This window comes from Rhizobium ruizarguesonis (assembly GCF_012349115.1).
Taxonomy (GTDB): domain Bacteria; phylum Pseudomonadota; class Alphaproteobacteria; order Rhizobiales; family Rhizobiaceae; genus Rhizobium; species Rhizobium ruizarguesonis.
The window spans coordinates 57850-71557 of sequence record NZ_PQIG01000082.1 but is presented as its reverse complement, the minus strand read 5'-3'; the positions used below and the strand labels follow the sequence as shown (position 1 = coordinate 71557).

At 62.5% G+C, this 13708-nt stretch carries 11 protein-coding genes; 4 read left to right on the top strand and 7 right to left on the bottom strand.

Translation table 11 applies throughout. The features are described 5' to 3' along the window. Window positions 1-74: 74 nt before the first annotated feature. The 5 genes from C3Y91_RS19100 to C3Y91_RS19080 form a co-directional block, all read right to left on the bottom strand. Window positions 75-2003: a diguanylate cyclase gene (locus C3Y91_RS19100; RefSeq protein WP_168575693.1), complete on the bottom strand. Its 1929-nt coding sequence runs from the start codon at window positions 2001-2003 to the stop codon at window positions 75-77. A 447-nt stretch (window positions 2004-2450) separates the two neighbouring features. Then, complete coding sequence (locus C3Y91_RS19095) at window positions 2451-3890, bottom strand: coniferyl aldehyde dehydrogenase (RefSeq protein ID WP_130687333.1); 1440 nt, start codon at window positions 3888-3890, stop codon at window positions 2451-2453. Window positions 3891-3911: 21 nt separating this feature from the next. Beyond that, complete coding sequence (locus C3Y91_RS19090; RefSeq protein ID WP_168575692.1) at window positions 3912-5018, bottom strand: NAD(P)-dependent alcohol dehydrogenase; 1107 nt, start codon at window positions 5016-5018, stop codon at window positions 3912-3914. 56 nt (window positions 5019-5074) lie between these two features. Then, window positions 5075-5899 carry a p-hydroxycinnamoyl CoA hydratase/lyase gene (locus tag C3Y91_RS19085; RefSeq protein WP_018071429.1) on the bottom strand — a complete coding sequence of 275 codons (825 nt, stop codon included), beginning with the start codon at window positions 5897-5899 and terminating at the stop codon, window positions 5075-5077. Between the two features lie 42 nt (window positions 5900-5941). Beyond that, the gene (locus C3Y91_RS19080) at window positions 5942-7528 is read right to left on the bottom strand and encodes an AMP-binding protein (RefSeq protein WP_168575691.1); all 1587 of its coding nucleotides are present in this window, start codon (window positions 7526-7528) and stop codon (window positions 5942-5944) included. 202 nt (window positions 7529-7730) lie between these two features. On the opposite strand from C3Y91_RS19080, the gene C3Y91_RS19075 reads away from it, so the two are divergent. Next, window positions 7731-8216, top strand: coding sequence for a MarR family winged helix-turn-helix transcriptional regulator (locus C3Y91_RS19075; protein ID WP_168575690.1), 486 nt, complete (start codon window positions 7731-7733; stop codon window positions 8214-8216). Between the two features lie 73 nt (window positions 8217-8289). Here the strand turns inward: C3Y91_RS19075 and C3Y91_RS19070 are convergent, their stop codons facing one another. Then, entirely contained in the window at window positions 8290-8634 is a 345-nt protein-coding gene (locus C3Y91_RS19070; RefSeq protein ID WP_018480267.1) for an ArsR/SmtB family transcription factor, read from the bottom strand. A gap of 107 nt (window positions 8635-8741) precedes the next feature. Between C3Y91_RS19070 and C3Y91_RS19065 the strand changes: the two genes are divergently transcribed. Further along, complete coding sequence (locus C3Y91_RS19065) at window positions 8742-9488, top strand: glucose 1-dehydrogenase (RefSeq protein ID WP_027687982.1); 747 nt, start codon at window positions 8742-8744, stop codon at window positions 9486-9488. 220 nt (window positions 9489-9708) lie between these two features. On the opposite strand, the gene C3Y91_RS19060 is transcribed toward C3Y91_RS19065, so the two are convergent. Beyond that, window positions 9709-10608 carry a helix-turn-helix transcriptional regulator gene (locus C3Y91_RS19060; RefSeq protein WP_018071424.1) on the bottom strand — a complete coding sequence of 300 codons (900 nt, stop codon included), beginning with the start codon at window positions 10606-10608 and terminating at the stop codon, window positions 9709-9711. Between the two features lie 248 nt (window positions 10609-10856). Here C3Y91_RS19060 and C3Y91_RS19055 point away from each other — a divergent pair, with 248 nt between their 5' ends. Together C3Y91_RS19055 and C3Y91_RS19050 are read left to right on the top strand one after the other, a co-directional pair. After that, window positions 10857-12320: an aldehyde dehydrogenase gene (locus C3Y91_RS19055; RefSeq protein ID WP_130690092.1), complete on the top strand. Its 1464-nt coding sequence runs from the start codon at window positions 10857-10859 to the stop codon at window positions 12318-12320. A gap of 67 nt (window positions 12321-12387) precedes the next feature. Next, window positions 12388-13707: an ABC transporter substrate-binding protein gene (locus tag C3Y91_RS19050; protein WP_130697438.1), complete on the top strand. Its 1320-nt coding sequence runs from the start codon at window positions 12388-12390 to the stop codon at window positions 13705-13707. Window position 13708 lies beyond the last annotated feature (1 nt).

Sequence of the window (13708 nt, the reverse complement as noted above, 5' to 3'; positions counted from 1 at the left end):
GTATTGTCGAAGCGGGGGAAACATCAAGGGCGCACGCGCGATGGCTCGATAGGAAAAACCTATCAAGGATTCGACTAGCCGACGTCCTTGATGGCGTGCCGCTCCTCGGGCGAATGTGCCAGGATGCGATTGCGGCCTTGCGTCTTGGCGTCGTAGAGCGCGGCATCCGCCTCGCTCAGGAGGCGGTTCGGGTTGATCCTCAAGGTGGCTCCCGTTGCACAGGATATGCCGATGCTGGCGGTCACCCGGCCGAATTCGCTGCCGGTATGAACGATATTCTCCTGGCTTAGGAGACGCGCGAACTGTTCGGCAACGATCATCGCCCCCTTCGCACTGGTTGCAGGCAGCAGAACCACGAATTCCTCTCCGCCGTAGCGTGCGACGATGTCTGCCGGGCGGCTTACGGACTGGCGCAGGCACCTGCTGACGACACGCAGGCATTGGTCTCCGGCGGGATGACCATATGTGTCGTTATAGGCCTTGAAGCGGTCGATATCGACCATCAGAAGGCTGAACGGCGTGTTTTTCCTGGCGCTGCCTGCGGTCTCGCGGGCGAAAGCCTCGTCGAAGGCCCGGCGGTTGACCATGCCGGTGAGCCCATCGGTCTCGGCGAGATTCTTCAGCTGCTCCGCCGACAGCCGGAGGGCGATTTCCGCCTGCTTGGTCGCGGTGATGTCCGAGACAACGGCCATCGCTGTGCCGTCTTCCGCTAACCTTGTCCGGATGCTGCGCCAGTCGCCGTTGTGAAGCTGAACCTCTTCGTCCTTGTTGCTGTGCAACGTAGCACTGACGGACCTGATCCACTCTTCGCGGTCAGCGTCCGGGATACCCGTGCGCTCGCCGGTTTCGGCAACGCGGCGAAGGATGTCGCTGATATGAGCGCCAACCACGCGGGCGTCTCCGGATAGCGGAAAGGCGGCGCGATACTGGTCGTTGCAAAAAACGAGAAAACCCTTGCTGTCGTACATGGCGATGCCATCGGACATGCCGGCCATCGCATGTGACAGCAGGTTCTTGCTCTTGCGCAATTCCCGCTCCAGAGCAGTCCGCTCCGTCACGTCACGCGTGACGCCGGCCAGGCCGATCACCCGTCCCTGCCTATCCTTCAGCGGCACCTTGGAGGCGAGCAGGTATCTGTCATCGATACGCTCGACGGAGTCGATCAGGGGCACCCCGGTGTCCATGACCTGCTGTTCGAGATAATAAAATTCTTCTGCGCGCGGCCGCGAGATAAGATTGAAATCCGACAATCCGGTCATCTCCGCCGTGGTTCTGAAACGAAAAAGGCGGATCATATTTTCATTGACGGTGATGAACCGGCTGTTTCGGTCCTTCACGTAGAGATAATCGGGCGACTGCGAAAATGCGGTCACCAGGATGCTTCGCTCCAGCTCCCATTGTTGCGTCTTCAACAGAACGAAACCACACAGCACCGTCGCCAGGCAGTTCAATACCGTCATCGGCAGACCGATGATGGCCAATACGCGGGCGTGCACCAGGGTGGGAAGCACCGCCATCAAAACAATAAGTGCGCCGCCGAGCGCGAGGCTCAGCAGCGCAACGTCTATGAGCTCGGGAGATCTCTTCCGGATCCAGACGTTGGCAGCCAGGCCGATACCGGTCGCGACAGCAATTGCGATCAGACCGTCGATCATTGCCGCGCCGCCGACCCAGAAGCGGAAGACCATCGCCAGCGACGCCGCAAAGGCGGCCGCGATCGGTCCGCCGAACATGCCCGCCAAAGCAAGCGGCGAAAAGCGGATGTCGATATAAATGCCGGGATTGACTTCGACGGCCAGCAATATGGACCCGATGGAGGCGCCGCCGGCTATGATTCCGAAGGCGATTTTTTCCTGTGTGACCGAACGACGCTGAAATTGGATCGAGAAATGCGCCCAGAGCGAAATCGCCAGGCACACGAATGACAGGTTGCCACCGAATTGCGTCCAGATGCCATTCACTGCGTTGGATCCACCTTCCAATACATGTACCGAGCCAATCATAGGGCAACACTGGTTTGAGCTTCGTTAAATCGCAGACCCATCAGGCTATATTCGTCAGCAGTTGCGTCTCCAGGCCGGTCGGCAGCAATGCGACGACAGGAAAGCGGCGACTGCCGCGATGATGAGGTATGGGCACGCACGGCCTGCTGCCAGATTTGACGACATGAGAAATACGCGAAACCGGAATTGAAAGGTCATGCCCCAGGACGGCAGGAGACCTCATGTCCGCAATGCCCTGCGGTTCAACGGCTAGCACCCGATGCATAAGGCATGTTTAATATCGGCATCCTCTGCATCAGGACACGTAGCCTGATGACAAAATATAGCGTTATCCGGATAAGTCTGCGCAATCGGGCCATTCCCTGAGCCGAGCGGTCGCGAACCCACAGCGCTGCGCGTCATGCCGTCAGCAGCCGAGGCTGCCGACGGCATCGCCCGCCGCTTCTTCTACTTGCAGATCGCCGCCGCCAAGAAGCCGCGCATCGCCTCGCCATAAGGCGGCCGCATCATGTATTCCGCCTCCACCATCCTGCTCTGATGATAGACGGCACGCGGATGCGAGAAGGCGAGGAAGCCGAACTTGCCGTGATAAGCGCCCATGCCCGAATGGCCGACGCCGCCGAAGGGCAGGCCTTCCGCCGTGACGTGGCTCATGCAGTCGTTGACCGTCACACCGCCGGAGGTCGTGTTGTCCAGGACGCGGGCCTCCTCTTGCTGATCCTGGCTGAAGTAATAGAGAGCGAGCGGGCGCGGCTTGGCATTGATACGATCGATGACGTCGGCGATATCGCGATAGGGAAGGACCGGCAGCACCGGTCCGAAGATTTCTTCCTGCAGCACGCGCATGTCTTCCGTGGGATCGAGGATCAGGGCCGGCGGCATGCGGTGGGCCGATTGCTGGGAGAAATTCTCTGCCGCCGGGTTGATCTCGACGACACGGGCGCCCTTGACCCTGGCATCGTCGATCAGGCCCTGGATGCGGGCGAGATGGCGGGCGTTGACGATCGAGGTGTAATCAGGATTTTCCTTCAGCGCCGGATACATCGCGCCGACCGCCGCGACCGCGTGCCCGGCAAAGGCCTCGACGCTTTCCTCGGGCACATAGACATGGTCCGGCGCAAGGCAGATCTGGCCGGCGTTCAGCGTCTTGACGGTCATGACACGGCGCGCCGCGTCGGCGAGGTCGGCCGAGCGGCCGACGACGACAGGTGATTTTCCGCCGAGCTCAAGCGTCAGCGGCGTCAGGTTTTCCGCCGCGGCGCGCATGACGTGATGGGCGATTGCGGTTCCGCCAGTGAAGATCAGATGGTCGAAGGCAAGTGACGTAAAGGCCGTGCCCGTGGCCGGTCCGCCCTGAACGACGGCGATTTCCGTTTCGTCGAAAGCGCCGGCGATGAGTTCCGCCATCAAGGCGGCCGAGGCCGGCGTCACCTCAGACGGCTTGATCATGGCGCGGTTGCCGGCGGCGAGAATGCCGGCAAGCGGCGCAAGGGCGAGCTGATAGGGGAAATTCCACGGGCTCAGGATTCCGACAACCCCCTTCGGCTGATAGACCACTTCGGCCACCGCGTCCGGGAACAATGCTTCGTGCTGCTCGGGCTTCAGCCATTCGGCAAGATGGGCCTTGGCATATTTGAGCGAACCGACGCAGGTAAAGACGTCGAGAAGCAGGCTCGCCTCGACACTGCGGCTGCCGAAATCCTCCGACAGGGCAGCGGCAATCGCATCCTTATGGTCGACGAGAAGAGCGATGACGCGATCGATACGATCGATGCGGGTGTCGATGCCTGGCGGTCCTTCCCTCAGGAAAGACGCCCTTTGCCGGCCAAGCAGCGCCTTCATCGCATCGGAACTGGTATCGGTGGCGATTGGGGTGACGGTGTTCATTGTTTCCTCCCTTGAACGGTGTCAGGCGGCCGGCTGACGCACGACCGGTTTCAGCACGATGCCCTTTTCCGAATCCTCCACCGCCTGGTTGATGTCGGCGAAATCATAGAAGGTGATCAGCCGGTCGAAGGGGAAGCGGCCCTGGCGATGGAGGTCGATCAACAACGGGATCAGCACGTCGGGATTGGAATCGCCCTCGACGATCCCGCGGACCCGGCGCCCGCCGGACAGGATATGGGTGAGGTCGAGCGTCAGCGTCGCGCCATGGGGCGAGGCCCCGACGATGCCGCAGGTGCCGCGCGGCGCCAGCACCCGCACGCACTGGTCGATGACGGCGGGCACGCCGGAGGCATCGATCGAATAATCGACGCCGGCGCCGGTCAGCGCAATGATCGCGGCAACCGCGTCGCTCGCCTTGCCGTTGACGATGTCGGTCGCGCCGAGTTCCGCCGCAAGTGCCAGCCGCGCCTCGTTGACATCGACGGCGATGATCCGTGAAGCGCCGACGATCCGCGCCGCCATCACGGCGGCAAGACCGACGGAGCCCATGCCGAAAACCGCAAGCACTTTACCCGGCTCGACCTTCAGCGCGTTCATGACCGCGCCGGCGCCGGTCTGGATGCCGCAGGCAAGCGGCCCGAGCAGCGCGAGATCCGCATCCTCAGGCACTTTCACGATATTGCGCTCGTGGCACAGCGCGTGGCTGGCGAAGGATGATTGTCCGAAAATATTGCCGTGAACCCGCTCTCCCTCGCATGAGAGCCCGCTCGAACCATCGGCGCGCGCACCGAAGAAGTTGCGCGGGAAGAATTCGTGGCAATAGGTCTCCTCGTGATCGTTGCAGCTCGGGCAATGACCGCAGGAATTGAAGGTCATGACCACGTGATCGCCGGGCTTGACCTTGGCAACGCCCGGTCCGACACGCTCGACGATGCCGGCGCCTTCATGGCCGAGCACGACCGGCTGCGGCACCGGCAGATGCTGGTCACGCATGACGATATCGGTGTGGCAAACCCCCGTTGCCACGACGCGAACCAGGATTTCACCCTCGCGCGGCTCCTCCAGATCGAGACTTTCCAGCGAAAACGGCCTATGGGGCGCACGCGCCACCGCGGCATGGATCTTCATTGCTTTCCTCCTCCTTATGATCGGCTCGCGAACGGCCCGGCGATCCGGGCTCGTCCTCAGCGGCCGCGCTTGTAGGCGCCGAGCCCCGGCTGATAGGTCTTGTCATCGAGGAACTGCTTCAGCCCCTCGTCGCGCCCCTTGGTCTTGTCGAGAAACAGCATCTGTTCCAGCTTGGCGTAGATGTAATCGTCGGCGAGATCCCAGGGCAGGTCGCGCACGCGCTTGTAGGTGTCCTTGGCGGCCTTCAGCGTCACCGGGTTCTTTTCGAGCAGGCTGGCGCAGATCTTGCGGACCCGGGTTTCAAGCTCTGCCAGCGGCACGGCTTCGTTGACGAGACCCATTTCGGCGGCCTTGCGTCCACCGAACAGTTCGCCGGTCATGATGTAATAGAGAGCGTCGCGATGGCGCATCACTTCGGCGACCGCGCGGGTGACGTTGCCGCCCGGCAGAATGCCCCAGTTGATCTCGGAAAGGCCGAAATTCGCCTCCTCGGCGGCGATGGCGAGATCGCAGGAAACGAGCGGCGTAAAGGCGCCGCCGAAGCACCAGCCGTTGACCATGGCGATCGTCGGCTTTTCGAAATACATCAGCCGGCTCCACCAGCCGCCGGACTGCCGCCGCGCCTTCAGCGTCGCATTGCGCGGCTTGTCGTCATTGTCGCGGAAATATTCCTTCAGATCCATGCCGGCGGACCAGGATTCGCCGGCGCCGCGCAGGACGAGGACGCCGCAACGCTCGTCGCCCTCGAGCTCGTCGAGCACTTCGAGCATCCGGGCATTCAAAGCCGGATTCATCGCATTGCGCTTTTCCGGACGATTGAGGGTCACGAAGGCGATGCCGTTATCGAATTCGACCAGAACCGGTGATTGCATGTCAGTCATGAGTTTACTCCATTGGTTTCGGCGTGAATGCCGGGGGCCGCTTCACGGGGCCTGTCGTTGAAGGGTTTCGTCGGAATGGAACTGGCGCAGGACATGTTTCTGCACCTTGCCGGAGGCGGTGCGGGGAATGGCCTCGACGAAGAGGATGCGCGCCGGGCGCTTGAAGGCGGCGAGCCTTGCCGCGCAATGACCGGCGATCTCATCGCCCGTTGCCACGGCACCCGGCCGCAGCACCACATAGGCGAGGCCGCATTCGCCCCACCGGATGTCGGGAATGCCGACGACTGCGGCGTCGAGGATATCGGGATGACTTGCGAGTGCTGCTTCGACCTCGGCGGGATAAACGTTCTCGCCGCCGCTGATGTACATGTCCTTCAGCCGGTCGACGATGCGATAGAAGCCGTTCGCTTCGCGTCGGCCGAGATCGCCGGTGCGGTACCAGCCCTCGGTGAAGGCGGCAGCGGTTTCCTGAGGCTTGTTCCAGTAGCCAGGCGTCACTGCCGGCCCGCGCAGCCAGAGTTCGCCGATCTCGCCTTCATCAACCTCCCGGCCGTCCTCGTCGACGATACGAATGTCGAGCAATGGCGCGGGAAGACCGACGCTGCCGGGATTGTCCTGCACGGCGCGCCGATCGATCGGCACGTGCAGCACCGTTCCGGCCTCGCTCATGCCATAACCGTTGACCAGCGCAACGCCGTCATCGAGATAACTTTCGATCAGCGCCTGCGTCAGCGGCGCGCCGCCGACGAAAAGGGCATGCAGGCCGGCCAGAGCCGCGGCGCTATAGGCGGGATCGTTGCGCAAGGCGAGCGCGATCTGCGGCACCGCGAAATAATGGGTGACGGCACGCTGCCGGTCGGCAAGGGCTGCAAGCGTCCGCGCCGGCGTGAAGCGGTCGGAGACGACGAGCGTGCCGCCCAGCATCAATGTGGTTCGCGCCACCGCGATCAGCCCGATCGTATGGAAGAATGGCAGATCGCACAGGGCGACGGATCCCGGCCCGATCTCTCCGACGACGGAAAAATTGATAGCCGCAAAGAAGGCGTTGCGGCGGGTGATGACGACGCCCTTCGGCTGTCCCGTCGTGCCCGAGGTATAGAGAAGGACACAAGGGCCATCGGCATCGGCGGGCACCGGAGCGGCCGCAAGGCTCGCCTCGATCCGCGCGGCAAGCCCGGCCGGACCGCCGGCCGTCGATATCACCGCCATCTCAGGATCGGCGCTCACCAGGCTGGCGACGGTTGCCGCGAACTCCTCGTCGTGAACCAGCAGCGCCGGCGCGCAATCGGCAAGGATCGGCCGAAGCTCGGCGGCGTTGAGGCGCCAGTTGAGCGGCACGTAAACGGCGCCGGCACGCTGGCAGGCAAAGGCAAGCACGATCGAATCCATGGAATTGCGCGCCAGCATGGCGACACGTCCCCCGTTGCGGCGCGCTCCGAGCACATCGCTCAGCAAGCCGGCGCAGCGGGCAATCCGCGCATCGAGCTCGGCATAGGTGAGCTGTCGGTCGGTGGCGATCTCGAACAGAGCCGGACGGTCCGGCGCGACGCGGGCGCGGTAAAGGATCGGATCATCCGTCACCAGTCCGCAATCCGCCGACGAAGCCATCCCGGAAATGGAATGCGCCATTTTCTCCTCCCATGCCCGCCACTCCCCGCGGCAGGCATCAAATTTGTATGCAACACATACTAATATCTTTCCCCAGCAAGATGCAAGAGGCTGTTTAAGGCAAATCCGATCGCTCGAATGGCGCGGGGAAATCCGCAATACGGATATTGACTAACCTGCTGATTTTGATGGTTATGGCGCCTGGATGAGGCGAGAACGAACGATGAGCACAAAACCACCGATGGACGATTTCGAGGGCGAAGATGCTCCCGTGACGCCGGGCCTCGACGTCGGCAGGCTAGGTGATCTGATGGGGTTTCATCTGCGCATGGCGCATGTCGCAGTCTATCGCGACTTCGCCGAAACCATGGAGGAGCTGGCGCTGACGCAGAAGCAGCTGGCGGTGATGGAACTCGTCGCCGGCAATCCGGGCGCATCGCAGATCGACCTTGCCAATACGCTCGGCACCGACCGGGCGACGATGATGGCCCTCGTCAATAGGCTGGCCGCCCGCGACCTGATCGAGCGCCGCCCCTCCGCGGCGGACCGCCGGCGCCAGGAACTTCATCTGACGAAGGCGGGACGCGCAATGCTCGCGCGGGCGCGTGAGCTGATCGACAAGCACGAGCAGCGTTTCATCGACCTATTTTCGCGCGACGAAATGGATGCGCTGCTGGCAGCGTTGAAGCGGATATACAAGGCAAGCTGAGCCCGCTTCGCTGTTGCCGACCTGCCTGCGGCCCCACGCGTTTTTCTGATGCGCAGAGGGCTGAAGAGGGTCGTCAATCCGTCTTCGGCTGCCCTGGAAGCTGGCCGTAAGCCGTCAGAATGGCCTTGATCAGGCCCGGGAAGCGTTCGTCCAGCTCGGTGCAGCGCGTTTGATTGCGCATCTCCACGCCCTGGCGCTCGCTCACGATCAGCCCGGACTCGCGCAGCACCTTGAAATGGTTGGACAGCGACGACTTTGGAATGACGCGGTCGCCGAGATCGGCAAGCGCAGAGCACGTCCCGCCACCGCTGGCGCCGGCAAGCTTTGCATAAATGGCAACGCGCTCCGGATCGGACAGCGCATAGAGGATCGCCTCGGGCTTGATGTCCTCCAGGGCTGGGTGAAAGAGCGGTCTCATGAATTTTATATAGCGTCCCTTGACATCGAGATCAACAGTTCCGAATTTCTGAACTATGGAACAAGCTTGCCAATCCCGGCGGCTATCCAGATCGGAAGGAACGATAAATGGCTAAGCTCACAGGAAAGGTCGCTGTCGTAACGGGCGCCTCCAAAGGCATTGGCGCTGCGATTGCCAAGGCGTTCGCAGCAGAGGGTGCGCAAGTGGTGGTCAACTACGCCTCGAGCAAGGCGGGAGCGGACGCCGTCGTTCAGGCGATCAGCGCGGCCGGTGGCAAAGCCATCGCGGTGCAGGGCGATGTTTCGAAGGCCAGTGAGGCACAGGGACTGGTCGATGCTGCGGTCAAGGAGTTCGGCAAGCTCGATGTGCTGGTCAACAATTCCGGCGTCTATGAATTCGCGCCGATCGGTGAGGTGACCGAGGACCAGTATCGTCGCATGTTCGACGTGAATGTTCTCGGCGTTCTCTTGACCACCCAGGCAGCGGTCAAGCATCTCGGCGAGGGCGGCAGCATCATCAACATCTCCTCGGTGGTCACCAGTCTGGCGCCGCCGGCCTCCGCCGTCTATACCGGGACGAAGGGAGCCGTCGAGGGCATCAACAGCGTGCTTGCCAAGGAACTCGGCCCGCGCAAGATCCGCGTCAACGCCATCCTGCCAGGGATAGTCGAAACCGAGGGCACGCACTCGGCCGGCGTCATCGGCTCGGATTTCGAAGAGACCCTGGTCGCCCAGACGCCGCTCGGCCGCATCGGCCAGCCGGACGATATCGCCGGTGTCGCCGTCTTCCTCGCTTCCGACGATGCCCGCTGGCTGAGCGGCGAACGATTGGCCGCCAGCGGCGGTTTTCGCTGATAGTTGTGTGACGGTGTGCGTCTCCTCCATGGAGCGCGCACCCCTCGCGGCTATTGCGGGCGACGGCTTAAAAGCGGATTGCTGCGATCTCGGTGACCAACGGTTCTCATTGGTCTTCTTGCTTTTAAATATAGATGAAAACAAACTTTGATTTTAATTCCAATGCGCACGCTCACTTTTAGGGTGAATTGCAGTCCCATTCAGTCGACGAGTTCTGAACTTAAGGCCAATCGGCATAGCCCGAAGACAGCATGCTGTTTTCCAAGCCGGCTGAAGCGCGGGCGATCTCACGGTAGCCGGCGGGCGAAAGCCCGGTCTTGCGCTTGAAGAAATGGCTGAAATAGGTCGGGTCGCGAAAGCCGAGGCTGTCGGAGATTTCCTGGATATTGCGGGCCGACCGCTCCAATCTCAGCTTTGCCTCCTGCACCACGCGCTCATGCAGCAGCTGGATCGGCGAGCGGCCGAGCGCCCTTTGGCAGATGGAATGAAGCCGGTCGGCCGTGACGCCCAACTCCGCGGCATAATCGCTGATCGGCCGGTGCTGGCGGAAACCCGCCTCGACCAGCTGCCGATATCTCTGCAGAATCGATCCCACTTCGCCCTGCCCGCGCTGCTCGCTTCTTTCGCCATCGGACCCACGCCAAAGCGCCATCAGGATGAGCCTGATGTAAGCGGATGCGACCATCCAGGAGGAGCGGGAGGGATCGCCGAGTTCCCGCACGAAACCAGAAATCAGCGGGCTGATTTCGGCCACAGCCAAGGGATCCAATGCCTCGACCAGCTTGCGCTGTTCGGTGAAGATGCGCAGCGAATAGGATTCCACCTTGTCGCCGATCGCATCGACCATGATCTGCGGCGAAGCGCCGACCAGATGAGCCGCGGTTCCAGCTGATATCGACAGGTCGCATCGCGCCTGCGGCGGCAGGAAGGCGAGCAACGGTCCGTGCAGCGGCCGATGCTCGCCATTGTCGAAGTGAAGCTCCCCGCTCCCCTCCCCGAGCAGAAGGAAATGGTGGAAATCTGAATACAGTCCCTTTTGAAAACGGATGCGCCGGTGCGACAGTGACGGCCCGTGCCACTCGCCCCTGGCATAGTGATGAATCCCCCCGTCCGTTGCCAACGCTTTTCCTCCATTCCCGCAGCAAACAATGCGGTAATCGCCGGATAATTACAATATTAACCCAATAAATCGCATTCCATCCACACTCGATCGGCGTAACCTTATCCCCATCAGCCTTTGGGAGGAGGCACTTCAACAGATGCAGGAACGGTGAGGCAGCCCTCGTGGCGCCGCGTCCGCTCGTTTTCTCCCATGGCAACAACGCAAACCAGCATCTGGCGCCAACACGTGGCGCCAATACGTGGCAAATGGGTGGAACAGTGTTCGCGGCAAAGCTGATGATCAACAACGAGGCGATGGACGCTTCCGAAGGGGCCACCTTCGAACGCATCGATCCGTTGACCGGCGACGTCGCAACGATCGCCTCGGCAGGATCCGTTGCCGACATGACGAGGGCAGCCAATGCGGCAGCAGCAGCCTTTCCGGACTGGTCGCAGACCGGCCCGGGCGAACGGCGCAGGCTTCTGAATGCCGCAGCCGACATCCTGGAGGCCCGCACATCCGAACTCGTTGCCGCCATGACCGGCGAAACCGGCGCCACCGCGCAGTGGGCGGCGATCAATTGCGGCCTTGGCGCGGATATTCTTCGAGAGGCGGCGGCGATGACCACGCAAATATCAGGCGAGCTCATTCCTTCAGGCATTCCGGGAAGCCTCGCCATGGCGGTCCGCCAGCCGGCAGGCGTCTGCGTCGGCATTGCCCCCTGGAATGCACCTATTATTCTCGGCACCCGCGCCGTTGCCATGCCGCTTGCCTGCGGTAACACCGTCGTCCTCAAGGCTTCCGAACTCTGCCCGAAGACCCATGGCCTGATCGGCGACATTCTGTGTGACGCCGGCTTTCCGCGCGGCGTCATCAATGTCGTTTCCAATGCGCCGAGCGATGCCGCCGCTGTCGTCGACGCCCTGATCGCCCATCCCGCGGTGCGCCGCATCAACTTCACCGGCTCCACCCGTGTCGGCCGGATCATTGCCGAGTCCGCGGCAAGGCATCTCAAGCGCTGCCTGCTCGAACTCGGCGGCAAGGCGCCGTTCATCGTCCTTGCCGACGCCGATATCGACGAGGCCGTACGTGCGGCCGCCTTCGGCGCCTTCATGAACCAGGGCCAGATCTGCATGTCGACCGAACGGATCATCCTGATGGACGAGATCGCCGACGGCTTTGTCGGCAAATTCCGCACGAAAGCGGCAACCCTCGTCGCCGGCAATCCCACGGACGGCAACACGCCGCTCGGCACGCTGATCAACACTGAGGCCGTCCGACGCGTCCGGTCGCTCGTCGATGATGCCCTGCAAAAGGGCGCGGTGCTCGTCTGCGGCGGCCAGGCCAACGGCACGCTGATGGACGCGACCGTCATTGATCACGTGACGCCTGCCATGCGCCTCTACCGCGAGGAGAGTTTTGGACCGGTCGCCGCGATCATCCGGGTCGGCAGCGTCGACGAGGCCGTAACGGTTGCCAACGACAATGAATACGGGTTGTCGGCCGCCGTCTTCAGCGCCGACGTCAATGCAGCACTTGCCGTCGCCATGCGGCTCGAATCCGGCATCTGCCACATCAACGAAGCCACCGTCTCCGACGAGCCGCAAATGCCCTTCGGCGGCGTCAAATCAAGCGGCTACGGCCGCTTCGGCGGCAAGGCCGCGATCGATGAATTCACCGAGCTCAGATGGATCACCATGGCCTCGGGAAAACGGCACTACCCGATCTGAATTGAGATCGGCCGAAATGAACAATGGGAACGGGCTGGGAGGCCCGATCAAGAGGGAGGAATGATTCATGAACGGCATTTTCCGCAGCGGTAAATTCAACACGGCATCGCTGAGCCGCCGGTCTTTCATCGCATCGACCGTGGCGGGCGGCGCGGCGCTGGCGCTTTCCGGCCGCACGGCCTTCGCTGAGAGCGGCGATACGTTGAAGGTCGGCTTCATCAGCCCGCGCACCGGCCCTCTCGGCGGCTTCGGCGAGACGGACGGCTACGTGCTGGAACTGGCGCGCAAGGCGCTGGCGAACGGCCTGCAGGCAGGCGGCAAGACCTGGAAGGTTGAGATCCTCGACCAGGACACCCAGTCCGATCCATCGCGTGCCGGCCAGTTGGCGAAGGACCTGATCAACAACCAGGCGATCGACCTGATGCTCGCCGTCTCGACGCCCGAAACCATCAATCCGGTGGCCGATGCCTGCGAAGCGGCCGGCATTCCCTGCCTCTCGACGGTCATGCCCTGGGAAGCCTGGTATTTCGGCCGCGGCGCCAAGCCGGGCGCGCCCTCGCCGTTCAAGTGGACCTATCATTTCGGCTTCGGCGTCGAAGAGTTCCACAAGGCCTACGTTTCGCAGTGGAACCTGATCGAGACCAACAAGAAGGTCGGCGTCATGTATCCCAACGACGCCGACGGCAATGCGATCCGCACCCATCTGGCGCCGGCACTCGCCAAGGCCGGCTTCACCATCGTCGATCCCGGAGCCTATGAAACCGGAACCACCGACTTTACCGCGCAGATCGCTCTCTTCAGGCAGGAGGGCGTGGAGATCTTCAATTCGTTCCCGATACCGCCTGATTTCGCCGCCTTCTGGCGTCAGGCCGCGCAGCAGGGCCTCACCCAGCAGATCAAGATCTGCCAAATCGCCAAGACGGGCCTGTTTCCGTCCGACATCGAGGCGCTCGGCGACCTCGGCCTGAACATCGGCAGCGCCGCCTACTGGCACAAGGCCTTCCCCTATAAATCCACGCTCACGGGTGTCTCCGGAACCGAACTCGCCGACGGCTATGAGACGGCCAGCGGCAAGCAGTGGACGCAGCAGCTCGGCGCCAGCCTTGCGCTTCTCGACGCCGGCTTCGATGCGCTGAAGGCGAGCACCGACGTCAAGAGCAAAGAGGCCGTCGCCAAAGCGATCAGCACGCTGAAGACCACCACGATCGCCGGCAAGGTCGACTTCACCAGCGGCCCCGTCGCCAACGTCTCTCCCGGACCGATCATCGGCACGCAGTGGGTGAAAGCGCCGGAGGGCTCGAAATTCGCGCTCGACTACGTCGTCACCGAAAACGCCACCGACCCCAATGTCCCGGTCGGCGCCAAGCTCACCGCCTATAACGGGTAAC